General features: G+C 64.1%; 17 protein-coding genes. 12 read left to right on the top strand and 5 right to left on the bottom strand.

Annotated features, from left to right (window positions below; translation table 11 throughout):
• Positions 1-11 precede the first annotated feature (11 nt).
• From IAE37_RS09760 to IAE37_RS09745, 4 genes are all read left to right on the top strand, one after another.
• Positions 12-323, top strand: a complete 312-nt coding sequence (locus IAE37_RS09760; protein WP_201172782.1) for a DUF2934 domain-containing protein — start codon at positions 12-14, stop codon at positions 321-323.
• Positions 324-417: 94 nt separating this feature from the next.
• Positions 418-2,571, top strand: coding sequence for a glycogen debranching protein GlgX (gene glgX / locus IAE37_RS09755; protein ID WP_201172780.1), 2,154 nt, complete (start codon positions 418-420; stop codon positions 2,569-2,571).
• Positions 2,572-2,672: 101 nt separating this feature from the next.
• Positions 2,673-3,467 carry an endonuclease/exonuclease/phosphatase family protein gene (locus IAE37_RS09750; RefSeq protein ID WP_201172778.1) on the top strand — a complete coding sequence of 265 codons (795 nt, stop codon included), beginning with the start codon at positions 2,673-2,675 and terminating at the stop codon, positions 3,465-3,467.
• A 317-nt stretch (positions 3,468-3,784) separates the two neighbouring features.
• Complete coding sequence (locus IAE37_RS09745) at positions 3,785-4,861, top strand: autotransporter domain-containing protein (RefSeq protein WP_201172776.1); 1,077 nt, start codon at positions 3,785-3,787, stop codon at positions 4,859-4,861.
• A gap of 105 nt (positions 4,862-4,966) precedes the next feature.
• Here IAE37_RS09745 and glgB read toward each other — a convergent pair whose 3' ends face one another.
• From glgB to IAE37_RS09730, 3 genes are all read right to left on the bottom strand, one after another.
• A complete protein-coding gene (gene glgB / locus IAE37_RS09740; protein WP_201172773.1) occupies positions 4,967-7,177 on the bottom strand; it encodes a 1,4-alpha-glucan branching protein GlgB in 2,211 nt (736 codons plus the stop codon).
• Positions 7,178-10,495 carry a maltose alpha-D-glucosyltransferase gene (gene treS, locus IAE37_RS09735; RefSeq protein WP_201172771.1) on the bottom strand — a complete coding sequence of 1,106 codons (3,318 nt, stop codon included), beginning with the start codon at positions 10,493-10,495 and terminating at the stop codon, positions 7,178-7,180. It lies immediately after the preceding gene.
• Positions 10,496-10,642: 147 nt separating this feature from the next.
• The gene (locus tag IAE37_RS09730; RefSeq protein ID WP_201172770.1) at positions 10,643-12,661 is read right to left on the bottom strand and encodes an alpha-1,4-glucan--maltose-1-phosphate maltosyltransferase; all 2,019 of its coding nucleotides are present in this window, start codon (positions 12,659-12,661) and stop codon (positions 10,643-10,645) included.
• Between the two features lie 141 nt (positions 12,662-12,802).
• Between IAE37_RS09730 and IAE37_RS09725 the strand changes: the two genes are divergently transcribed.
• The gene (locus IAE37_RS09725; RefSeq protein ID WP_201172769.1) at positions 12,803-12,964 is read left to right on the top strand and encodes a hypothetical protein; all 162 of its coding nucleotides are present in this window, start codon (positions 12,803-12,805) and stop codon (positions 12,962-12,964) included.
• Positions 12,965-13,079: 115 nt separating this feature from the next.
• Here the strand turns inward: IAE37_RS09725 and IAE37_RS09720 are convergent, their stop codons facing one another.
• On the bottom strand, positions 13,080-14,762 hold the full coding sequence (locus IAE37_RS09720; RefSeq protein ID WP_201172768.1) for an AMP-binding protein: 1,683 nt from the start codon (positions 14,760-14,762) through the stop codon (positions 13,080-13,082).
• 324 nt (positions 14,763-15,086) lie between these two features.
• Here IAE37_RS09720 and IAE37_RS09715 point away from each other — a divergent pair, with 324 nt between their 5' ends.
• The 4 genes from IAE37_RS09715 to IAE37_RS09700 are packed head-to-tail and all read left to right on the top strand — an operon-like array spanning position 15,087 to position 20,644.
• Complete coding sequence (locus IAE37_RS09715; RefSeq protein WP_201172767.1) at positions 15,087-16,250, top strand: isovaleryl-CoA dehydrogenase; 1,164 nt, start codon at positions 15,087-15,089, stop codon at positions 16,248-16,250.
• Positions 16,251-16,268: 18 nt separating this feature from the next.
• Positions 16,269-17,876 (top strand): carboxyl transferase domain-containing protein, encoded by a 1,608-nt coding sequence (locus IAE37_RS09710; RefSeq protein ID WP_201172766.1) that lies wholly within the window; start codon positions 16,269-16,271, stop codon positions 17,874-17,876.
• Positions 17,877-17,879: 3 nt separating this feature from the next.
• A complete protein-coding gene (locus IAE37_RS09705) occupies positions 17,880-18,695 on the top strand; it encodes a gamma-carboxygeranoyl-CoA hydratase (protein WP_201172765.1) in 816 nt (271 codons plus the stop codon).
• On the top strand, positions 18,692-20,644 hold the full coding sequence (locus tag IAE37_RS09700) for an acetyl/propionyl/methylcrotonyl-CoA carboxylase subunit alpha (protein ID WP_201172763.1): 1,953 nt from the start codon (positions 18,692-18,694) through the stop codon (positions 20,642-20,644). The genes IAE37_RS09705 and IAE37_RS09700 overlap by 4 nt, the downstream gene beginning before the upstream one ends.
• Positions 20,645-20,725: 81 nt before the next feature.
• Here the strand turns inward: IAE37_RS09700 and IAE37_RS09695 are convergent, their stop codons facing one another.
• The gene (locus IAE37_RS09695) at positions 20,726-21,436 is read right to left on the bottom strand and encodes a LexA family transcriptional regulator (protein WP_201172760.1); all 711 of its coding nucleotides are present in this window, start codon (positions 21,434-21,436) and stop codon (positions 20,726-20,728) included.
• 87 nt (positions 21,437-21,523) lie between these two features.
• On the opposite strand from IAE37_RS09695, the gene IAE37_RS09690 reads away from it, so the two are divergent.
• The 3 genes from IAE37_RS09690 to IAE37_RS09680 all read left to right on the top strand — a co-directional run bounded on the left by IAE37_RS09690 (position 21,524) and on the right by IAE37_RS09680 (position 24,344).
• The gene (locus IAE37_RS09690; RefSeq protein WP_201172758.1) at positions 21,524-21,865 is read left to right on the top strand and encodes a DUF6124 family protein; all 342 of its coding nucleotides are present in this window, start codon (positions 21,524-21,526) and stop codon (positions 21,863-21,865) included.
• 398 nt (positions 21,866-22,263) lie between these two features.
• A complete protein-coding gene (locus IAE37_RS09685) occupies positions 22,264-22,779 on the top strand; it encodes a DUF4880 domain-containing protein (protein ID WP_201172756.1) in 516 nt (171 codons plus the stop codon).
• A gap of 1,361 nt (positions 22,780-24,140) precedes the next feature.
• Positions 24,141-24,344 carry a hypothetical protein gene (locus tag IAE37_RS09680; RefSeq protein WP_201172754.1) on the top strand — a complete coding sequence of 68 codons (204 nt, stop codon included), beginning with the start codon at positions 24,141-24,143 and terminating at the stop codon, positions 24,342-24,344.
• The last annotated feature ends 42 nt before the right edge of the window (positions 24,345-24,386 follow it).

Raw genomic sequence — 24,386 nt, 5'->3', positions numbered from 1 at the left:
TCAGGAGCGTCGTGATGAGTGTCGATGAAAAACGAGTTCGCGAATTTGCCTACCAGATCTGGGAATCGGAAGGAAAACCCGAGGGGCACGAGGAGCGTCACTGGGAGATGGCGCGCAAGCTGGCTGAAGCCGAAGCGCTAGCGCCCAAGGCTACGCCTCGCAAACGCGCACCGGCAAAGCCCAAGGCTGCGCCCGAGCCAAAGGTCGCGGCGGCGCCCAAGGCAGCGCCGGCGGCGGCCAAAGCCAAGGTCGCCTCGCCTGCAGCAGAAAAGCCCGCGGCAGTGAAGAAGCCCAGGGCCGCTAGAAAGCCCGCTGCCAGCTGAGCCTGTACCGGCCCCTTCGCGGGCAAGCCCGCGAAGAGGCCGGCGCCGAATTGCGCAACCATACCCCTTTCCCCTGGCCCTCACGAGGAACGCCATGAGTCCCCGCACCCCAAAGAAAACCCGCTCCGTCGCTCCTTCGCGCATCCGTGAGGGCTCGCCTTTTCCCCTTGGCGCCACCTGGGACGGCCTGGGCGTCAACTTCGCCCTGTTCTCGGCCAATGCCACCAAGGTCGAGCTGTGCCTGTTCGATTCCACAGGCGAAAAGGAGCTGGAACGCATCGAGCTCCCTGAGTACACCGACGAGATCTACCACGGCTACCTGCCCGATGCGCACCCAGGCCAGGTCTATGGCTACCGCGTGCATGGGCCCTACGAGCCGGAAAACGGTCACCGCTTCAACCCCAATAAGCTGCTGATCGACCCCTATGCCAAACAACTGGTGGGCGACCTCAAGTGGTCCGAAGCACTGTTCGGCTATACCATCGGGCACCCCGACGGCGATCTCAGTTTCGACGAGCGCGACAGTGCCCCGTTCGTGCCCAAGTGCAAGGTCATCGACCCGGCCTTCACCTGGGGCCGCGACCAGCGCGTGCAGATACCCTGGGAGCGCACCATCGTCTACGAAGCCCATACCAAGGGCATCAGCATGCGCCATCCGGCGGTGCCGGAAAAACTGCGTGGCACCTTCGGCGGCCTGGCCAACGACGAGCTGCTCAAGCACATCAAGGATCTGGGCGTATCCAGTATCGAGCTGCTGCCCATCCATGCCTTCGTCAACGACCAGCACCTGCTGCAAAAGGGCCTGAACAACTACTGGGGCTACAACAGCATCGCCTTCTTCGCGCCACACCCGACCTACCTGGCCAGCGGCAAGATCGCCGAGTTCAAGGAAATGGTCGCGCACCTGCACGATGCCGGCCTGGAGGTGATCCTCGACGTGGTCTACAACCACACCGCCGAGGGCAACGAGCTGGGCCCCACGCTGTCGATGCGCGGCATCGACAACGCCTCGTACTACCGCCTGATGCCCGACGACAAGCGCTACTACATCAACGATTCAGGCACCGGCAATACCCTCGACCTCAGCCACCCCTGCGTGCTGCAACTGGTGACCGACTCGCTGCGCTACTGGGCCGGCGAAATGCACGTGGATGGCTTCCGCTTCGACTTGGCGACCATCCTCGGACGCTACCACGAGGGCTATAGCGAACGTCACGGTTTTCTCGTCGCCTGTCGCCAGGACCCGTTGCTGAGCCAGGTCAAGCTGATCGCCGAGCCCTGGGACTGCGGCCCGGGCGGCTACCAGGTGGGGAATTTCGCCCCCGGCTGGGCAGAATGGAACGACCGCTTCCGCGACACCGTGCGGGCCTTCTGGAAAGGCGACGAAGGTCAGTTGGCCGAGTTCGCCGCGCGCATGACCGCCTCGGGCGACATGTTCAACAACCGCGGCCGGCGCCCCTACTCGTCGGTCAACTTCATCACCGCCCACGACGGCTTCACCCTGCGCGACCTGGTCTCGTACAACCAGAAGCACAATGAGGACAACGACGAGAACAACCAGGACGGCACCGACAACAACCTGTCATGGAACTGCGGGGCCGAAGGGCCCACCGACGATGCCGAGATCAACGCCCTGCGCATGCGCCAGATGCGCAACTTCTTCGCCACCCTGCTGTTTGCCCAAGGCACGCCGATGATCGTCGCTGGCGACGAGTTCAGCCGCACCCAGCATGGCAACAACAATGCCTATTGCCAGGACAGCGAGATCGGCTGGATCAACTGGGAACTGGACGAGCAAGGCACCGAGCTGCTGGCTTTCGTCAAGCGCCTGACCCGCCTGCGTCTGGCCTACCCGGTGCTGCGCCGCTCGCGCTTCCTGGTGGGCGACTACAACGAAGCGATCGGCGTCAAGGACGTGACCTGGCTGGCGCCCGATGGCAACGAGATGAGCGTGGAGCAATGGGAAGACCCCCACGGGCGTTGCCTGGGCATGCTCATGGACGGTCGTGCCCAGGTCAGCGGCATCGCCCGCCCCGGTGCCGAGGCGACCATGCTGCTCATCGTCAATGCCCACCACGATACCGTACCCTTCCTGTTGCCGGCGGTGCCCGAAGGCGACTACTGGAGTTGCCTGGTGGACACGGATCGGCCCGAGCTGCGCAAGCCGCAGCACCTGGCGTTCGACACCACCTTCGAGGTGACCGGGCGCTCACTGTTGCTGTTCGTGCTGCAACGCGAAGAGGACTGAGTGAACCTGGCTCGGCGTGGCCGGTCCCAGGTAGTAACGGGCGGTGCCTGCGGTGGCTTACTCGCCGCAGGTGCCGGCGCCCTCCGTCCAGAGGAGCCATCGTGAATTCCGAAGCCGGCAAGCCGGGTTTCCTCAACGTCGACCAGGCCCCCGCCGTCCACCGCCTGCGCGTGTTGACGGTCAATACCCATAAGGGCTTCACCGCCTTCAACCGGCGCTTCATCCTGCCAGAGCTGCGCGAAGCGGTGCGCAGCACCCAGGCCGACGTGGTGTTCCTTCAGGAGGTGCTGGGCAGCCACGACCGCCATGCCGCCCGCTACCCCGGCTGGCCACAGACGTCCCAGTACGAGTTTCTCGCCGACAGCATGTGGAGCGATTTCGCCTACGGCCGCAATGCCGTCTACCCCGATGGCCACCACGGCAATGCACTGCTGTCGAAGTACCCGATCCTCGAACATCGTAATCTGGATGTCTCGATCACCGGGCCCGAACGTCGCGGCCTGTTGCATTGCGTGCTGGACGTGCCGGGCGGGCGCCAGGTGCACGCGGTGTGCGTGCACCTGTCACTGCTCGAAAGTCACCGCCAGAAACAACTGCAACTGCTGCGCACCCTGCTCGACGGCTTGCCCGATGACGACCCGGTGATCGTCGCCGGCGATTTCAACGACTGGCAATTGCGAGGCAACCAGGCGCTGCGCCTGCATCCAGGCTTGCACGAGGCCTTCGAGCGTCACAATGGCCGGCTCGCGCGCACCTATCCGGCGCGCATGCCGTTACTGCGCCTGGACCGCATCTACCTGCGCAATGCCGATAGCCATGTGCCACAGATCCTCGGTCACAAGCCCTGGACGCACCTGTCCGATCACCTGCCGCTGGCGGTGGAAGTGCACCTCTAGCAATGATTCGGCATAGCGGCACCCGGGCAAATAGCGAAGTTGGCTATATCCTTCTCAATACCCTGTTGAAACAATGAGTTAGCCGATATCACAACCCTTGCACATAGCCTTCACGCTTTCTTGACGCAAGCGCCGACCTCTCCTTAGCTGAACAATACCGTATTGGTAAATACTCGTGCCGAGCCTCTAGCTCGCGCCTTCGTGCGCGCTGAGCAAGGCTGGCGCGCTGGTTTGGGTCGCTCCTGTTTCAGTCGTACAGCTCGAGACATCAGGCCAGGTCATTGGGCTGTTCAACATAAAAAAACAGGAGATCCGCCATGAAGAGCACCTCGACTCCCTTGCGTTTCGATCGCATTTTCTACGCGGTTTCCACGTCGCTGCTTCTGGCAACCCCGGTGGAAACCTTCGCGTTCGAATTGCAGGGAGACCCCGCCTCGCCCAATTTCCTGACGCTGGCGGCGGTGCCGCAATTGTCGCTGGACCCGATCAGTGCCAGCGGCGTGAACCTGGGCACCTTGCAGGCATTCTCCGACCAGATGAGCGCACGCCATGGGCAGGCGCCGATGGACCTGGTCGCCAGCCAATGGGCGCAGTTCTTCCCCGGCGCGCCGCGCCAAGGCGCCCAGCCGCCCGAGCAACTCGAAGCACCCAGCCAGCAACTGATGATCGGGCCGGACCTGTTCGTGCGCGAGAGCGCCGGCGGCAACGTGCACCGGGCCGGGATCTTCGTCGGCCACAACAACCTGCAGAGCAGTTTCAATGGCATGCGCCCGCTGCTCGGCGACAAGCAGCGTAACGCCGTCAACCTCAGCGGCGAGAGCCTGGGCGTGTACTGGAGCATGACCCATGAGCGCGGCTGGCACGTCGATGCCGTGGCCATGGGCTCGCGCATCGACATCAACGGCCGTGGCGAGAACGGCCAGCGCCTGGACGACAGCGGCCATGCGATGACCTTCTCGCTGGAGGGCGGTTACCCGATCAGACTGAGTAACAGCTGGGTGATCGAGCCGCAGGCGCAGTTGATCAACCAGCAGTTCTTCCCAGGTAGCCAGGTGCAGGAGCAAACCTTGCGGGCGTTCGACAGCCAGCCGAGCTGGAGCGGCCGGGTCGGTGCCAAGTTGTCCGGGCGCTATGAAGTGCGTGGGATGCCCATCGAGCCCTACGTGCGGACCAACGTCTGGTATGACTTCAACGAAGGGGGCGAGGTGAAGCTGGACCAGGTCGACAAGATTTCCAGCTCGCGCTATTCGACCACGGTGGAACTGGGCCTGGGGCTGGTGGCGCGGGTCACGCCGACGGTGGCGTTGTTCGTCAGCGCCGATTACAGCAGCGACGTGGATGACAATGATCTGAATGGGTTGATCGGTAGCCTTGGGGTGCGGATGCGGTGGTAGGCAGGCCTGGCCTCTTCGCGGGTAAACCCGCTCCTACATGAAACGTGTAGGAGCGGGTTCATCGAGGCGCCGAACCGCCGCGAAGAGGCCGGCACAGCCAACCGATCAGGCCGGCTTCAGCACCAATACTCCCAGCGGCGGAAGGTTGAGACCCAGCGACAGCGGCTGCCCATGGCTGCTGACCTGCTCGCTCTCCACCACCCCCAGGTTGCCCACGTTCGACCCGGCATACAGTTCGGCATCGCTGTTGAGCAACTCCTGCCAACGTTCGCCGAACGGCACGCCGATGCGGTACCCCTCGCGCGGCACCGGGGTGAAGTTGGCCACCACCAGCAATGGCTCGCCGCTGCTGCTCCAGCGCAGCCAGGCGAACACGCTGTTCTGCGCGTCGTCGCCGATCAGCCACTGGAAGCCCTGGGGCTGGCAGTCCTGCTCGTGCAGGGCAGGCAGTTCGCGGTACAGGCGGTTGAGGTCGCCGACCAGACGCTGCACGCCTTGGTGCTCGGGGTACTGCAACAGGTACCAGTCCAACTGCTGGTCGTGGTTCCACTCGCGCCACTGGCCGAACTCGCAGCCCATGAACAGCAGCTTCTTGCCCGGGTGGGTCCACATGAAGGCCAGGTAGGCCCGCAGGTTGGCGAACTTCTGCCAGCGGTCGCCGGGCATCTTGTCGATCAGCGAATGCTTGCCGTGCACCACCTCGTCGTGGGAAATCGGCAGGATGAAGTGCTCGGAATAGGCATAGATCAGCCCGAAGCTCATCTCGTTGTGGTGGTAGGTGCGGTGCACCGGATCGTTCTGGATGTAGTGCAAGGTGTCATGCATCCAGCCCATGTTCCACTTGTAGCCAAAGCCCAGCCCGCCCTGCTGGATCGGCTGGCTGACGCCCGGCCAGGCGGTCGACTCCTCGGCGATGATCAAGGCCCCCGGTGCCTCGTGTTCCACCACCCCGTTGAGGTGGCGGATGAAGTCGATGGCCTCGAGGTTCTCCCGCCCGCCATGGCGGTTGGGTACCCATTCGCCGGCCTTGCGTGAATAGTCGCGATAGAGCATCGAGGCCACCGCGTCGACGCGCAGGCCGTCGATGTGGAAGTGCTTGAGCCAGTGCAGTGCCGAGGCCAGCATGAAGCCACGCACCTCGTTGCGCCCGAGGTTGTAGATCAGCGTGTTCCAGTCCTGGTGGAAACCCTCCAGCGGGTTGTCGTATTCGTAGAGCGCCGTGCCGTCGAAGCGCGCCAGGCCATGCTCGTCGGTGGGGAAATGCGCCGGCACCCAGTCGAGAATCACGCCGATGCCACCCTGGTGGCAGGCGTCGACGAAGGCGGCGAAGTCTTGCGCAGTGCCGTAGCGTGAGGTCGGCGCGAACAGCGACAGCGGCTGGTACCCCCACGAACCACCAAAGGGGTGCTCCATGATCGGCAGCAGCTCGATGTGGGTGAACCCCAGGTCCTGCACATAGGGCACCAGCCGCTCGGCCAGCTCGCGCCAGTTGTAGTAGCGCGCGACCTCGCCCAGATCGTCGGTTTCGCAGCGCCAGGAGCCTGGATGCAGTTCGTAGATCGACAGCGGGGCGCTGTAGGCATGGCGCTGGGCACGCTGGGCCATCCAGTCGTGATCGCTCCAGGGGTGGTTCAACGCCGGGGCTACCTTGGAAGCGGTACTCGGCGGCAACTCGGTGGCGCGGGCCAGCGGGTCGGCCTTGAGCGGCAACACCCCCTCCTGGCCCAGCACCTCGAACTTGTAGGTCTCGCCCTCGCCCAGGCGCGGCACGAACAACTCCCAGATTCCGGCACTGTGGCGCAGGCGCATGGGGTGGCGGCGGCCGTCCCAGTTGTTGAAATCGCCCACCACCGACACCCGCCGGGCATTCGGCGCCCACACTGAGAAGCACACCCCGGCGATGCCGTCGACGTCCATCAGCTGCGCGCCAAAGCGCCCGGACAGGTCGCGGTGGTTGCCCTCGGCGAACAGGTACAGGTCCATGTCGCCCAGTTGCGGGCCAAAGCTGTAGGGGTCTTCGGTCACTTGCTCGCCACCGGCCCAACCGATCTGCAGCAGATAGGGGTGGGCCTCGTTCAAGTGTGCGGTGAACAATCCAGGCAGCTTGCCCTGCTCCATCTCGGCGAGGATGCGCCCGTCGTGGCGCGCCACGAGCCGAACACTCAACGCATTGGGCAGGAAGGCTCGTACCCACATTCCCCCTGCCCCATCGTCGTGCGGGCCGAGCACCGCGAATGGATCGGCGTGCTCGGCGCGGGCCAGGCCATCGAGGTCCTGCTGCCGAAGGCCGCCGTTGTCACGCATGGTTGCGTTCATCTATGACTCTCCCCAGGTACTGATCAGTCCATGCAGGCCATGCAAGGGCACGGCCAGCCAGCTTGGACGGTTTTCGGCTTCGTAAGTGATTTCGTAGGCTGCTTTTTCCAGGCAGAACAACTCCAGTGCTGCGCGCTCCCCTTCGGCCTGTTGCCAGGCATGCGGCAAGGCTGCGGTAGCCAGCCCATAGGCTTCGACGAAGGCATGCCGCGCCTGGTGCAGGTACTGGCGCGCCACCCGCTGCCGGGCTTGGCGCGCGGGGTCGGACAGGTCGCTTGCCGAGGCACTGCGCAGGACCATGGCAGCAGCATAGTCGAAGGATCGCAGCACACCGCTGACGTCCTTGTAGGGGCTGTGCATCGCCCGGCGCTCGTCCAGCGGGCGCGAAGGTTCGCCCTCGAAATCGATCAGGTAGGCGTCACCTTGCACCACCAGCACCTGGCCCAGGTGCAAGTCGCCATGCACCCGCATCAGCAGGCCGCCCTGGGCCTGTTCGGCGAGGCTCTGGACATGCGCGGCCAGGCCTTCGCGCTGCTGTTGCAGATCGTCGACCAGGGCTTGGCTGTCGCTGTCGAGCCCCTCGCGATGCTGCACCAGCAAATCGAGGGCATGGCCGAGTTCGGCGCCAATCTGCTGGCTCCAGCGTACGCTGTCATCGGCATCGCTGATACGCGGCGCAAACGCCGGGTCCTCGGTCGGCGCAGCCAGCAGCAAGTGCATTTCGCCCAGACGCTGGCCGAGCAACGCGGCGAAGCCTGCCAGTTCGGCCAGGGCGTTGGTATGCGCCTCGGGCTCGGCGCTGGCGGGTTCCATTTCATCGCGAATGGCACGTTCCAGGGTGTTCTGGGTCCAGGCCCAGGCATCGCCCTGGTTGTTCAGGTAGCCTTGGGCGATCATCAGCAGGTGCGGCGTGCCCTGGGCGTCTTCGCGGCTGACCCAGGCCAGCAGCGGCGAGATGTTGGCAAAACCTGCGGCGGTCAGGTACGCGCTCATTTCCAGTTCGGGGTGGATGCCCGGATTGACCCGACGGATCAGCTTGAGCACCACCCGATCGCCGATCACCACCGAGCTGTTGGACTGCTCGGCGCTGAGATAGCGCACGTCGCTCTGCTCATCCAGCTCGATCCCCGCCAGCGCCTCGTTGCTGTGGAAATGCATCGTGCCCAGGCCGTCGCCGCAGCTGCGCTGCAGGCCCTTCTGGCAGGCTGCCAACACGGCGCGGATGAACGGTTCGAGGACGAAGGCATCGGTGATCAAGCCCACCTGGCGACCGCGGCGTACTCGCGCCAAGGCCAGTTGCTGAGGCAGCGCGCTATTGATCTGTTCTTCGGCGAGCAGGCCGAACGGCAGCAGGTACTGGCTGGCCGTGCCCTCGCTGAGCACCTGCAGTTCGCCAATCAGCACGGGTGTCGTGGCGGTGTCGAAGCGCACGCCATAGCTCAGGCGCACCTGATCGATGGGCCCCTCCTTGCCGGCGAACCAGCGGCGCTTGGGCAGGTATTGCGGCAGGATGGTCTGCTGCAAGGTGTCGCGCGAAGGCGATTCGAGCAGCTCTTCCATACGTTTGCGCAGCACGAGGGTAGTCAATTCGGGCAGGCCCTCCGTGGGCGGGGTGTGCCAGCTGGGCATGCGATCGTGGCTCGCCAGCAGGAACCAGTAGAAGCCATAAGGTGGCAGGGTCAGCAGGAACGGCAGTTGGCCAATCGGCGGGAAGGCACTGCCGCCGAGCATCTCCACCGGCACCTGGTCGGCGTACGGCGAAAGGTCCAGTTCGGCGGCCTGGGCGGCGCGCGACACGTTGGCCACGCACAGGATCACCTCGGTATTGCCATCTGCGCCGGTGTACTCGCGGATGTAGGCCAGGATGCGCCGGTTGCTCGGGGTCAGCAGGCGCAGGCTGCCGCGGCCAAACGCCTTCTGCTGATTGCGCACCGCCAGCAGGCGACGGTTCCAGTTGAGCAGCGAATGCGGGTCGTGGGATTGGGCCTCGACGTTGACCGTCTGGTAGCCGTACAACGGGTCCATGATCGGCGGCAGCACCAGACGCTGCGGGTCGGCGCGGGAGAAGCCGCCGTTGCGGTCGGGCGACCATTGCATCGGCGTGCGCACGCCATCGCGATCACCCAGGTAGATGTTGTCGCCCATGCCCAGTTCGTCGCCGTAGTACAGGGTCGGCGTGCCCGGCATCGACAGCAGCAGGCTGGTCAGCAGTTCGATGCGCCGGCGATCGCGTTGCAGCAGCGGGGCCAGGCGCCGGCGGATGCCCAGGTTGATGCGCGCGCGGCGATCCTCTGCGTAGTAGTTCCACAGGTAGTCGCGTTCCCGGTCGGTGACCATTTCCAGGGTCAGCTCATCGTGGTTGCGCAGGAAGATCGCCCACTGGCAATTGGCGGGAATCTCAGGCGTCTGGCGCAGGATGTCGGTGATCGGGAAGCGATCTTCCATGGCCAGGGCCATGTACATGCGCGGCATCAACGGGAAGTGGAAGGCCATGTGGCATTCGTCGCCCTCGCCTTCGCCGAAGTACGGCCGGGTGTCCTCGGGCCATTGGTTGGCCTCGGCCAGGAGCATGCGGTCGGGGTAGTTGGCGTCGATCTCGGCGCGGATCGCCTTGAGCACCTGGTGGGTCTCGGGGAGGTTCTCGTTATTAGTGCCGTCGCGCTCGATCAGGTACGGGATGGCATCCAGGCGCAGGCCGTCGACACCCAGGTCGAGCCAGAAGCGCATCACCCCGATCACCGCCTTGAGCACCTGCGGATTGTCGAAGTTGAGGTCCGGCTGATGTGAGTAGAAGCGGTGCCAGAAGTACTGGCCGGCCACCGGGTCCCAGGTCCAGTTGGACTTCTCGGTGTCGAGGAAGATGATCCGCGTGCCATCGTAGTGCTGGTCATCGTCCGACCACACGTAGAAGCTGCGGGCCTTGCTGCCGCGCTTGGCATGACGGGCACGCTGGAACCAGGGGTGCTGGTCGGACGTGTGGTTGATGACCAGCTCGGTGATCACGCGCAGGCCGCGCTTGTGCGCTTCGGTGATGAAACGACGGGCATCGGCCATGCTGCCGTAGTCTGGATGCACGGCCTTGTACCCGGCAATGTCATAGCCATCGTCGCGCCGTGGCGAGGGGTAGAACGGCAGCAGCCAGAGGGTGTTGACGCCCAGCTCGGCGATGTAGTCGAGCTTGCCGATCAGGCCGGCGAAGTCGCCGATGCCGTCATTGTTGGCATCGAAGAACGACTTGACGTGCAGCTGGTAGATGACGGCGTCCTTGTACCACAGCGGGTCGTCGATGAAAGCTGCAGGGCGTGAACGCTTGGCCATGGGTGACTCCTTTCAAATTCGAGTTCGCATCGACGACGACGCCCCTGTAGGAGCGGGCTCACCCGCGAACACCGGCAAAGCCGGTGCCATTCACCGCGTTGCCTTCTTCGCGGGTGAACCCGCTCCTACAGGGCCAGCGCTCTACCATCAATGGGCCTTTTCGATGCGCCAGATGCCGAACGGCAGGTGTCCAGGGTCGATGCGCATCCATTGGGTCTTGCCATACCACGACCAACGGTGGCCGTTCATCAGGTCCTCGCCATGGGTTTCGGCATCGTCGCCCAGCCCCAGTTCCCACAGCGGCAACTCGAAGTGGGCTTCCTGCACGTTGTGCGGGTCCAGGCTGATGGCTACCAGGATGTAGTTGTCGCGCTTGGCGGTGCGCTTGGCGAAGTACAGGATGTTGTCGTTCCAGCAGTTGAAGAACGCCACGCCCAGGTGCGTCTGCAACGCGGGGTTCTGCCGGCGGATACGGTTGAGCTGGGCGATCTCGGCAATGATGTTGCCCGGCTGGGTGAAGTCCCGGGGGCGGATCTGGTACTTCTCCGAATCCAGGTATTCCTCCTTGCCCGGCAGCGCTGCACTTTCGCACAGCTCGAAACCCGAATACATGCCCCACAGGCCTGAGCCCATGGTCGCCAGGGCGGCACGGATGAGAAAGCCGGCGCGGCCCGAGTCGTGCAGGAAGTACGGGTTGATGTCGGGCGTGTTGACGAAGAAGTTGGGCCGGTAGCATTGGCTCCACGGCGGCTGGTTGAGCTGCTCGAAATACTCGCGCAGCTCCTGCTTGTGGTTGCGCCAGGTGAAGTAGGTGTAGCTCTGGGCATAACCGACCTTGCCCAGGCGCGCCATCATCGCCGGCTTGGTGAACGCCTCGGCGAGGAAGATCACCTCCGGGTGCTGGCTGCGCACATTGGCGATCAGCCATTGCCAAAACGGCAGCGGCTTGGTGTGCGGGTTGTCGACGCGGAAGGTCTTGACCCCCTCCCGGACCCAGCCGACCACCACATCGCGCAAAGCCAGCCACAACGAGGGCACGGCGTCGGGCGCGTAGAAATCGACGTTGACGATGTCCTGGTACTTCTTGGGCGGGTTCTCGGCGTAGCGGATGGTGCCATCCGGGCGCCAACTGAACCAACCGGGGTGTTCCTTGAGCCAGGGGTGGTCTTGCGAGCACTGGATGGCGAAGTCCAGGGCGATCTCCAGGCCATGCTCGGCGGCAGCGGCCACCAGCCGACGAAAGTCCTCGCGGCTGCCCAGCTGCGGGTGAATGGCCTCGTGGCCGCCCTCGGGGCTGCCGATCGCGTAGGGGCTGCCGGGGTCGCCCGGCTCGGCCTGCAAGGCATTGTTGCGGCCCTTGCGGTGCTGGCTGCCGATGGGGTGGATGGGCGGGAAATACAGCACGTCGAAGCCCATGTCGCGGATCATCGGCAGGCGTTCGTGCACGTCGTTGAACGTGCCGTGGCGCTCGGCGCTGTCGGTGATCGAGCGGGGAAACAGCTCGTACCAGCTGGCGAACTGCGCGGCCGGGCGGTCGACGTCCAGGGCAAACTCCGGGCTGCGGGTCAGGTAGCTGCGATGCTCGGCCTCGGCCATCAGCCGCGTGGTGTCGCGGCTGAGCAACAGCGCCACCTGGTCGTCGGCGGACAAGGTCATCAGGCGCTGCTGCAAGGCGGCCAGCTCATCGCGCAGCACGCCCTCGCTGAGCTCGACACCCTTGCCGAGCATCAGGCGCCCTTCCTCCAGCTCCAGCTTGAGCTCGACGCCGGCGTGGTACTTCTTCTCCAGGTCGTGGCAATAGGTGGCGAACGGGTCGATCCAGGCGACGATGCTGAACAGGTGCGGACCCAGTTCTATCGGGGTGAATTCGGCCAACCATACGTCATTCCCCGGCGACTGCATCGGCACGCAATGCCAGCGCTCACTGTGCGCCTGGCGCCATTGCAGCATCACCGCCAGGCGATCGTGGCCATCGCTGTAGACCTTGCTGGCGACCGCGACCGGCTGGCCGCTGATGGCCTTGGCGGGAAAGGTGCCGGCATCGAGCACGGGCTGGGTGTCTTCGATCACGATGCGCGGCGCCAGCAGCGCCTGAGCCAGGCTGATGGCCTGGTGCGGATGGTCGTTCGCCATGGGCACGCTTTCGAAGGGCTCGTTTCGTGACATCGGACCATGCTCCCTTAAGCTGGTGGCGGTAAGGGTTCAGAGCCAGGCACACGCACGGGGTTCAAAAAAATTGAGCGAATGGCCACTGCCAGCAGTCAGAGCCTGCAGCACCTCTTCAATCCACCCCTGCGAGGTCAGGCCATGAACATTCCCATTCCACCGGAGACACCCGACCCCAACATCGACGACCCGAGCCTGCCGCCACCCGTGCCGGAGGAAGACCCGGACGAGCTGCCGATCAAGCCGACCGTGCCGCCGACGGTTGGCGACCCGCCGAGCGATGAACCACCGGTGAAGGCATAGAGGATAGCCAAGGTTGGCGTTGGAGGTTGTGCGGGCCTATTCGCGGGTAAACCCGCTCCTACAGGAGGCCGTGTAGGAGCGGGTTTACCCGCGAATAGGCCCGCACATCAATCCATCATCCAACAGGCGAAGCCACCAGCTCCGCCACGCTGATCTCGCGCATGCGGAATTTCTGCACCTTGCCGGTGACCGTCATCGGGAACTCGTCGACGAAGCGGAAATGCCGGGGCACCTTGAAGTGGGCGATGCGCGCCTTGCACCACCCTTGCAGCTCTTCCACGGTGGCGCTGTGACCGGGATGCAGCTTGATCCAGGCAACCACTTCTTCGCCATAGCGCTGGCAAGGAATGCCGATCACCTGGGCATCGGCCACTGCCGGGTGGGTGTAGAAGAACTCCTCCAGCTCGCGCGGATAGATGTTCTCACCGCCGCGGATGATCATGTCCTTGTTGCGCCCGACGATGCGCACGTAACCCTGCTCGTCCATCACCGCCAGGTCACCGGAATGCATCCAGCCATCGGCGTCGATGGCCTCGGCCGTGGCCTGCGGGTTGTCCCAGTAGCCGAGCATCACGCTGTAGCCGCGGGTGCACAGCTCGCCGATCTCGCCACGCGCGACCACGCGCCCTTCGCCATCCAGCAATTGGGTCTCCAACTGCGGGTGGGTCCTGCCGACGGTGGTCACACGCAGTTCCAGTTCATCGTCGGGGCCGGTCTGCAGCGAGACCGGGCTGGTTTCGGTCATGCCATAGGCAATCTGTACCTCGGCCATGTGCATCTGGTCGATGACCCGGCGCATGACCTCGATCGGGCAGGTGGCGCCGGCCATGATGCCGCTGCGCAGGGTCGACAGGTCCAGGCCATTGCGTGACGGATGGTCGAGCATGGCGATGAACATGGTGGGCACGCCATAGAGGATGCTGGCACGCTCTTCGGCCACGGCGCGCAAGGTCAGCTCAGCGTCGAAGGCATCGTTGGGGTAGATCATGGTGCTGCCGTGGGTGATGCAGCCGAGGTTGGCCATGACCATGCCGAAGCAGTGGTACAGCGGTACCGGGATCACCATGCGGTCGGCGCTGCTCAGGCCCAGGCTCTGGCCGACCATGAACCCGTTGTTGAGGATGTTGTAGTGGCTCAGCGTGGCGCCCTTGGGCGCACCGGTGGTGCCGGAGGTGTACTGGATGTTCACCGGCTGCTCGCAGTGCAGCCCCTGTTGACGGGCCTGGTAAGACTCGGTGCTGGTGCCTTCTGCCCGTGCGGCGAGCGCCTGCCACGCCAGGAACCCAGGCGGCGGGCAGTCGGCCAGGCTGATGACCCCGCGTAGCTCGGGCAGTGCCTCGCAGGCCAGCGCGCCCAACGCTGCAGCGGCCAGTTCCGGCACCAGGGCCTGGACCATGGCGTGGTAGTCGGAGGTCTTGAAGGCATCGGCGCACACCAGCCAGCGGCAGCCGGACTGGCGCAGCGCGTACTCGAGTTCGGCTACGCGATAGGCTGGGTTGATGTTGACCAGGACCGCACCGACCTTCGCCGTGGCCAGTTGCAGGATGCACCACTGAGCACAGTTGGGCGACCAGATCCCGACCCGGTCGCCACGCTCGACGCCCAGGGCCATCAACGCCCGCGCATGCAGGTCGACCTGTTCGGCCAGTTGCCGCCAGTTGTAGCGCAGGCCCTGGTGACGCGACACCAACGCTTCGCCATCAGGGTGGCGGGCGACGGTGGCATCGAATGCCTGGCCGATGGTCAGGCTCAGCAGCGGCTGGTCCTGGCGGCCGCGGGTATAGCTTGGTTGACTCATGGGTGTCCCTTCTTGTGTTTGTTCTGGGCACGGGCTGAAGCGGGTGGGGATACTCTGGCGCAGATTAACGTTTACGTAAAGGTCATAAGTCGATTGACAGTGCTTCGAGGCAGGTTTACGTTAACGTAAAGGTGATAAACAGTACCTACCTTGCCGGTCGGTCGATGCCCCTTGTAGGAGCGGGTTTACCCGCGAAAGCGATCGACCCGTCATCGCCGTCGTTGCGGCCGGCGCTTTCGCGGGTAAACCCGCTCCTACAGAGCACGGTGCAACGGCAGCAAGGTCGGTTCAACCCACATATCAAGAACAACAAGGTGCCCCCAGATGCATTACCCCTCCCTGAACTTCGCCCTGGGCGAAACCATCGACATGCTCCGCGACCAGGTGCGCACCTTCGTCGCCACCGAACTGGCGCCGCGCGCCGCGCAGATCGACCACGACAACCTGTTCCCCGCCGACATGTGGCGCAAGTTCGGCGACATGGGCCTGCTCGGTATCACCGTGGCCGAAGAATACGGCGGCGCCGGCCTGGGCTATCTGGCCCACGTGGTGTCGATGGAAGAGATCAGCCGCGGCTCGGCCTCCGTAGCCCTATCCTATGGCGCCCACTCCAACCTCTGCGTCAACCAGATCAACCGCAACGGCAGCCATGAGCAGAAGCTCAAGTACCTGCCCAAGCTGATCAGCGGCGAGCACATCGGCGCCCTGGCCATGAGCGAGCCCAACGCCGGCTCCGACGTGGTATCGATGAAGCTGCGCGCCGAGAAACGCGGCGACCACTACGTGCTCAACGGCAGCAAGACCTGGATCACCAACGGTCCCGACGCCAACACCTATGTGATCTACGCCAAGACCGACCTGGACAAGGGTGCCCACGGCATCACCGCATTCATCGTCGAGCGTGACTGGAAAGGCTTCTCGCGCAGCAACAAGTTCGACAAGCTGGGTATGCGCGGCTCCAACACCTGCGAGCTGTTCTTCGATGGCGTGGAGGTGCCGGAAGAAAACATCCTCGGCCAGCTCAACGGCGGCGTGCGCGTGTTGATGAGCGGCCTGGACTACGAGCGCGTGGTGCTCTCCGGCGGCCCCACCGGCATCATGCAAAGCTGCATGGACCTTGTAGTGCCGTACATCCATGACCGCAAGCAGTTCGGCCAGAGCATCGGCGAATTCCAGCTGATCCAGGGCAAGATCGCCGACATGTACACCCAGCTCAACGCCAGCCGCGCCTACCTGTATGCCGTGGCCCAGGCCTGCGACCGCGGCGAGACCACCCGCAAGGATGCCGCCGGGGTGATCCTCTACACCGCCGAGCGCGCCACCCAGATGGCCCTGGAGGCGATCCAGATCCTCGGTGGCAACGGCTACATCAACGAATTCCCGGCAGGCCGCCTGCTGCGCGATGCCAAGCTTTACGAAATCGGCGCCGGCACCAGCGAAATCCGCCGGATGCTGATCGGTCGCGAACTGTTCAACGAAACCCGCTGAGCACGAGGGACGACGCACATGGCTACCTTGCACACCCAGATCAACCCGCGCTCGGCGGAATTCGCCGGCAACAGCGCGGCCATGCTCGAGCAGGTGCAGGCCTTGCGCGGCCTGCTCGCCCAGGTCAGTCAGGGCGGCGGGCCGAAGGCCCAGGAGCGGCATACCTCGCGCGGCAAGCTGCTGCCGCGCGAACGCATCGACCGCCTGCTCGACCCAGGCTCGGCGTTTCTCGAAATCGGCCAGCTGGCGGCCCATGAGGTGTACGGCGAGGACGTCCCGGCAGCCGGTGTGATCGCCGGCATCGGCCGCGTGGAAGGCGTCGAATGCATGATCGTGGCCAACGACGCCACGGTCAAAGGCGGCTCCTACTACCCGCTGACGGTGAAGAAACACCTGCGTGCGCAGACCATCGCCCTGCAAAACCGCCTGCCATGCATCTACCTGGTCGACTCCGGCGGCGCCAACCTGCCGCGCCAGGACGAGGTGTTCCCCGACCGCGAACATTTCGGGCGAATCTTCTTCAACCAGGCCAACATGAGCGCCCTGGGCATCCCGCAGATCGCCGTGGTCATGGGCTCCTGCACCGCCGGTGGCGCCTACGTGCCGGCCATGGCCGACGAAGCGATCATGGTGCGCCAGCAAGCCACCATCTTCCTCGCCGGGCCACCGTTGGTGAAGGCTGCCACCGGTGAGGTGGTGAGCGCCGAGGACCTCGGCGGCGCCGACGTGCACTGCCGCACCAGCGGCGTTGCCGACCACTACGCCGACAACGACGAACACGCCCTGGCCCTGGCTCGGCGTAGCGTTGCCAACCTCAACTGGCACAAGCTCGGCCAGGTGCAGTGCCGGCCAGTGGTGGCCCCGCTGTATGCCACCGAGGAGCTGTACGGCGTGGTGCCAGCCGATGCCAAGCAGCCGTTCGATGTGCGCGAGGTGATCGCCCGCCTGGTCGATGGCTCGGTGTTCGATGAGTTCAAGGCCCTGTTCGGCACCACCCTGGTGTGCGGCTTCGCCCACCTGCACGGCTACCCGGTGGCGATCCTGGCCAACAACGGCATCCTCTTCGCCGAAGCCGCGCAAAAAGGCGCGCACTTCATCGAACTGGCCTGCCAGCGCGGCATCCCGCTGCTGTTCCTGCAGAACATCACCGGCTTCATGGTCGGCAAGAAGTACGAGGAAGGCGGTATCGCCAAGCACGGCGCCAAGCTGGTCACCGCCGTGGCCTGCGCCCAGGTGCCGAAGTTCACGGTGATCATCGGCGGCAGCTTCGGTGCCGGCAACTATGGCATGTGCGGGCGCGCCTACGACCCGCGCTTCCTGTGGATGTGGCCCAATGCGCGCATTGGCGTGATGGGCGCCGAACAGGCCGCCGGGGTGCTGGCCCAGGTCAAGCGCGAGCAGAGCGAGCGCAGCGGCCAGTCCTTCAGCGCCGCCGACGAGGCCAGCCTCAAGCAGCCGATCCTCGACCAGTATGAGCGCCAGGGCCACCCCTACTACTCCAGCGCCCGGCTGTGGGACGACGGCGTCATCGACCCGGCGCAGACCCGCGATGTGCTCGGCCTGGCCCTGTCGGCCGCGCTGAACGCCCCGATCGAACAGAGCCGCTTCGGCATCTTCCGGATGTGACCCATGAGCGATTTCAGCACCCTCGAAGTGATTCGCGACCCGCGCGGCTACGCCACCCTGTGGCTGAGCCGCGAGGACAAGAACAACGCCTTCAACGCCCAGATGATCGGTGAGCTGATCCGCGCCCTCGACCAACTTGCCGAAGACCCCAGCCTGCGCTTTCTGCTGCTGCGTGGCCGTGGCCGGCACTTCAGTGCGGGCGCCGACCTGGCCTGGATGCAGCAGTCGGCGCAACTGGACTTCAATCGCAACCTCGAAGACGCCCATGAGCTCGGCGAGCTGATGTACGCCCTGCACCGCCTCAAGGCCCCGACCCTGGCCGTGGTGCAAGGCGCCGCCTTTGGCGGTGCGTTGGGCCTGATCGCTTGCTGCGACATGGCCATCGGCGCCGAAGACGCGCAACTGTGCCTGTCGGAGGTACGCATTGGCCTGGCCCCGGCGGTGATCAGCCCATTCGTGGTCAAGGCCATCGGCGAACGTGCGGCGCGGCGCTACAGCCTCACCGCCGAGCGTTTCAGTGGCGTGCGCGCCCGTGAGCTGGGGCTGTTGGCCGAGGTGTACCCGGCCAATGAACTGGAGGCCCAGGTCGAAGCCTGGGTCGCCAACCTGCTGCACAACAGCCCGCAGGCCCTGCGGGCGACCAAGGACCTGCTGCAGGAAGTCGATGACGGCGAGCTCAGCCCGGCGCTGCGCCGCTACTGCGAAAACACCATCGCCCGCATCCGCGTCAGCGCCGAAGGCCAAGAGGGCCTGCGCGCCTTCCTGGAAAAACGCCGCCCTGCCTGGCAAACCGACGACAAGAAGGAACCGCGCCCATGAGCCGCCCTCCCCTGACCACCCTGCTGGTCGCCAACCGCGGCGAGATCGCCTGCCGGGTGATGCGCACCGCCAAGGCCATGGGCCTGACCACCGTGGCCGTGCACAGCGCTACCGACCGTGACGCGCGGCACAGCCGTGAAGCGGACCTCCGCGTCGACCTGGGCGGCACCAAGGCCGCCGACAGCTACCTGCTGGTCGACAAGCTGCTGGCGGCGGCCAAGACCAGTGGCGCCCAGGCCATCCACCCCGGCTACGGCTTCCTTTCGGAAAACGCCGGCTTCGCCCGCGCCATCGAGGCCGCCGGGTTGATCTTCCTTGGCCCACCGGCCAGCGCCATCGACGCCATGGGCAGCAAGTCGGCGGCCAAGGCGCTGATGGAAGCCGCCGGCGTGCCCCTGGTGCCGGGCTATCACGGCGAAGCCCAGGACCTCGACACCTTCCGCGCCGCCGCCGAGCGCATCGGCTACCCGGTGCTGCTCAAGGCCAGTGCCGGCGGCGGCGGCAAAGGCATGAAAGTGGTCGAGCACGAAGCCGAGCTGGCCGACGCCCTGGCCTCGGCGCAACGCGAAGCGCAAGCATCGTTCGGCGACGCCCGCATGCTGGTGGAAAAATACGTGCTCAAGCCGCGCCACGTGGAGATCCAGGTGTTCGCCGACCAGCACGGCAACTGCCTGTACCTGAACGAGCGTGACTGCTCGATCCAGCGCCGTCACCAGAAGGTGGTCGAGGAAGCGCCCGCCCCGGGGCTGTCTCGCGAACTGCGCCAGGCCATGGGTGAGTCGGCGGTGCGCGCGGCTCAGGCCATCGGTTATGTCGGCGCCGGCACCGTGGAATTCCTGCTCGACGCCCGCGGCGAATTCTTCTTCATGGAGATGAACACCCGCCTGCAAGTGGAGCACCCGGTCACCGAGGCGATCACCGGCCTCGACCTGGTGGCCTGGCAGATCCGCGTCGCCTGCGGCGAACCGTTGCCGATCACCCAGGAACAGGTGCCGCTGGTCGGCCATGCCATCGAGGTGCGGCTGTACGCCGAAGATCCGGCCAACGAGTTCCTGCCGGCCACCGGGCGCCTGGCGCTGTACCGCGAATCGGCACCTGGCGAGGGCCGTCGGGTGGACAGCGGGGTCAGCGAGGGCGACGTGGTGTCGCCGTTCTACGACCCGATGTTGGGCAAGCTGATCGCCTGGGGCCAGGACCGTGAACAGGCACGCCTGCGTTTGCTGGCGATGCTCGACGAATTCGCCATCGGTGGGCTGAAGACCAACATCGGCTTCCTGCGCCGCATCCTCGCCCATCCCGCTTTTGCCGAGGCCGAGTTGGACACCGGTTTCATCGCCCGCCACCAGCAGGTATTGCTGCCGGCAGCGCAAGCCTTGCCGGCGCCGTTCTGGGAAGCGGCAGCAGAAGCCTGGCTGCAAGGCGAGACCAGGCAACGCCGTGCTGACGACAGCGACTCGCCGTGGGCCGAGCGGGCTGGCCTGCGCCTGGGCCTGCCGGCCCGTAGCAGCCTGCACCTGAGCAGTGGCGGCCAGGACCAGGCTGTCGCCCTGGAGCGCAGCGCGCCCTCGGCTTGGCAGCTGGATGGCGAACAGTTGTGCCACGACCTGGATGGCTTGCGTCGCCGCTACCTGGCGGTGCGCCGTGGCGATACTTTGTTCCTGCGCTGGGACGGCGAAATGCACGCCATCGAAGCGTTCGATCCGATCAGCGCGGCCGAAGCCAGCCATGGTCACCAAGGCGGCCTGGGCGCGCCGATGAACGGCAGCATCGTGCGGGTTCTGGTCGAGCTGGGGCAAGTGGTGGAGGCCGGCACTGCCTTGGTGGTGCTGGAGGCGATGAAGATGGAACACAGTATCCGCGCGCCGCATGCCGGCACGGTGCAGGCGCTGTTCTGCCAGGAAGGGGATATGGTCAGCGAAGGAACGGTGCTGGTGGAGTTGGAGGAATGATTGCGGGATAGAACCCGACTTGGGTTGGCTGGGATGGTCCCATTTCAGCCAACCCTGGGCCCGTTCAGTCGAAGTTCCCGGTCAATCGAAGCTACCGTGCACCCGCACCACCACGCCGAGGAACTCGCAGCCTTCCTCGCACAGCAGTGCCGGGTAATTGCTGTTCAACGCCTTCAGGTAACGCTGGCCACCCTCTTCAGCCAGCTCGCGGAGAATGGCCTTCTTCCCCGGCAGCCGAGCGATCACCAGGCGCCCCGCCTCGGCCTCGCGCCCCGGGTCGACCAGGATGCGCATGCCCTGCGGCACGCTGCGTCCACTGGCCGAACTCATGGCATCGTTCTCCACCGGCAGCCAGAACGCCTTGCCCTGAGCGAAATACTCGGTCTGCTCGAACGGCTCATGCACTTGCGGCTCGACCTCGTCGAGCGCGCTCCAGGCACGCACGGGGTAGCGGAAGCAGACGATGTATTGCATCAGGTCGACATCGTCGTCCTCGTCATCGAGCGCGTAATGGCCACTGTCCTCGCCTACCTGCCCCAGTAGCCGCAGTTGCATGCTGACTTGGTAGTGCGGCATGCCCAGCTCGACGAACACCCGGTTCATCGAGTCGACCTTGGGCTGGCGCCGTTTGCAGAGCCAGTGACCCACGCTGCCCTGGGAAACCCCGACGCGTTCGGCGAGTTGCTCCTGGGAGATATCGAGTTCCTCGAGCCGGTCACGGACGAGGGCAATCCATTTATCCATATTCATCGCTGGCACGATACGGGCTGCCTCCCGGCGCTCAATAAACATTCAGTATTATTTATTCCAAACAGAGCAAATACCACAAGTATTAGAATCAGCCTCCCCTCACTATCTCTGGCATACGTAGGTATCAGGATGAAACCCCCGAAAAAGCCCGTTACAGAAAGCGAGAGCGATGCTGCCCGGCGCGCGCTCGATTACTACCTCAATCCCGCCCAACCCCTGTCGACCATCCAGCACAAGATCTGGACCTTGAACGAGGATGTCAGCCACGAGGAAATCATGGCCAACGCCATCGCCCTGCTCCGCTGCGCTGCCGCCTCGGCCCACGCCACCGCTGCTCATCAGGAAGGTAACCCGCGGGAACTGACCATGGCATTGGTACACATGATCGAGATGGCCAAAGCCCTGCTGGAACACGCAGAACAGCCCGAACCGCGAGGGGCCGAGCGAACATTCGAAGGAAAGGAAAGGTAGCGGCGAAAGGCCCGTGGGCCGGGTCGAGGAGGTGCATCGAAAAAATTTTCAGCGAATGACTGAAAATTCATTTGACTTGCAAATGATAACGATTATTATTGCACTCAGCTGATCGCGAGATCCGCTGGATAACCTGGAGCTTAGGTCGCTCTCAGATTATCTCCTCATCAGGCTAATCACGGTTTTTGACCCGGCTTTTTGCCGGGTCTTTTTTTTGGCTCTTCAGGCTAATGAAGATCGTTGATGGCCGGCATGATAGCAAAAGTGTGTCAGGGCGTGAACGCTCATTACAAATCTTTGCGGAATCAGCACTTGAGAATCAATCTCGTTTCGCCTAAGCTGATTTCGCGTCAAGGAAGATGCCCCCACCCCTCCCTTTTTCGAGCAAGGAGCTGTCCATGAGCCGTCTGCTGCTGCCCCTCGAGCACCCCACGCCCTCCGCCGAGCACGTGGTCGACGATGCCCTGCTGCATGGCCTCAAGCGCCTGCCACGGCGCGTGCAGCAGGTGTTTTTGCTCAATCGCCTGGATCAGCTCGATTTCGCCAGCATCGCCAGCCGCCTCGACCTGCCGCTGCGCAGTATCGAGCGGCACATGAACCAGGCCCTGCAGACCGCTCGCCCGCGGGGCGACAGCTTGGCCGACGTGGCCACGCAATGGTACATCCGCCTGCAGAGCCCCGAAGCCACCACTTGCGAGCGCATCGACTTCCGCCGCTGGCTGGATGCCGACTTGGCACACCTGCAGGCGTTTCACGACACCGAGCTGCGCTGGCGGCAATTGCTGGCTCCCGCGCGGGAGCTGGGGCAGGACGGTTGGTACAGGAACGGGCGTGCGGCGCTGTCGTTGGGCGGGTGTTCCGTGGCGGTCGGGCTTGGGGTCGCGGCGCTGCTGGCGTTCGGTTACTGGGCCTGAGGCTCAGTTCGACTGCGTCATGCCGACTTGCAGGCCAGCGGAATCGAGCAAGGGGCTTGGCATGGCGAAATCCTTGTAGGTCAAATCCTCACTCGTCTACGTACGACCATTGAGCATTCCCCGACTGAGCAGTCGGAACATCGACCAATGCCTACGACGCTCAGCTTACTGCTGCGGCCATCTCCCCAGATCCACGCGACGTTGCTACAGGCTCGGTGCGCGTGGTGATTGCTCACGCCCCCGCCTGCTTCTGATCTCAGTCCTACACAAAGCGAAGGCTGGGCTCCATCTCGAGGGCAGCGAATCGCGGACGTTCGGCTTCCAAGCATGACGCAGCCCCCCCACCCAGCCGAGCAAGGCACGACCACCAAAAGCAAGGTGAAGGAGCAGGCCCACAGCCCTTCATGCACAAGGTTTTAGAAAAGCTTAATACCGACCTTACCTGCCAAGGCTAAAGTATCGGCCACGAGAGACAACCAATATTAACTTACAGTTTAAATTCGACCAGTGAGCCTCGAACTGCGCTATGGTCACCCTAAACCCCAAAAGATCGAAAACAGCAAAGCCGTCAAACTAAAATCGCAGCGTAGGAATAATCTTAGCCTGAAGAAAAAACCACATGTGCAATTGGAATTTTCCTACAACGACAGTTTCAGAACTTTTCAATAGTGCACTATCATCAAGTTCGAGGAGGGGCATATTCTGTGGATACTCATGCACCAGCTTTCGACCCATCAGGGCTTTCCCGAATGGCGCCGATCTATCCGTACAAGGCCCTGGCCAACCCAGGCCAGCAAAAGCATGCTGGCTACGAGAGGGCCTATCCCACACACCCTGCCATTCAGTTGCGCACCGACTTCACGAATCCCACGTGCAAAACCGCGATGCCGCCGCACGGCCCCGCCTCATGCCTCGAAGAGCTGGGACGAAAGAAGAGTGTAGCTATGAGCCGGTGCTGTTTTCGATCTGATGCAGTCGCCCCATGTGGATATCGCATCCTATCTCGGGCATCTTCAACAACGCCCCTCCGGCGAGGGATTTTCTGATATTCAATCACCGATGCGCAACGACGAAAGCGACTCCAGAACATGCTGAAATTAGTCCACCACTGTTTTCGAATGAGCCCGAGGGAAAAATACGGCATCGAAACCAGTGGTGATACCTCGCAACAGCAACTGGCAGTCTGATTTCACTCAGTGATCCGAAAGTGACTGCGCAAGTTTTGCATCCGCCGCGTCTGAACTTGTTGGTGTGCGTTGATAGCGTCCTCGTTGTCCTTCATGTACGGGATCTACAGCAACCCATTACCACGCAGATGTTCACCGCGTCTGTGTATTTCCAAAAATTTTTTAGGAGGAATCGTGGCTACCCAACCCAACCTGCGCTCCACCTTCCAGCCCCTGGTTGGTGATTGGCTTTTCCAGGTGGTGTCGTTCTCACTCTCGGAGGCAGTGAGCGCACTTTTTCGCTTAACCCGCGAGCTCGTCAGCTTCGAGCAAAACCTCAGTTGGGGAGTCGCCTCAAGGCAAGCACTGATCGAAAACAAGGAATCCACTCATGAATGAAAACTCGGTCAGCAGCGCCACCTCTGGCCCTGCTTGCGGCGC

It is taken from the genome of Pseudomonas sp. S31 (genome assembly GCF_016648105.1).
Classification (GTDB): domain Bacteria; phylum Pseudomonadota; class Gammaproteobacteria; order Pseudomonadales; family Pseudomonadaceae; genus Aquipseudomonas.
This window is presented reverse-complemented; position numbering and strand designations above follow the sequence as displayed.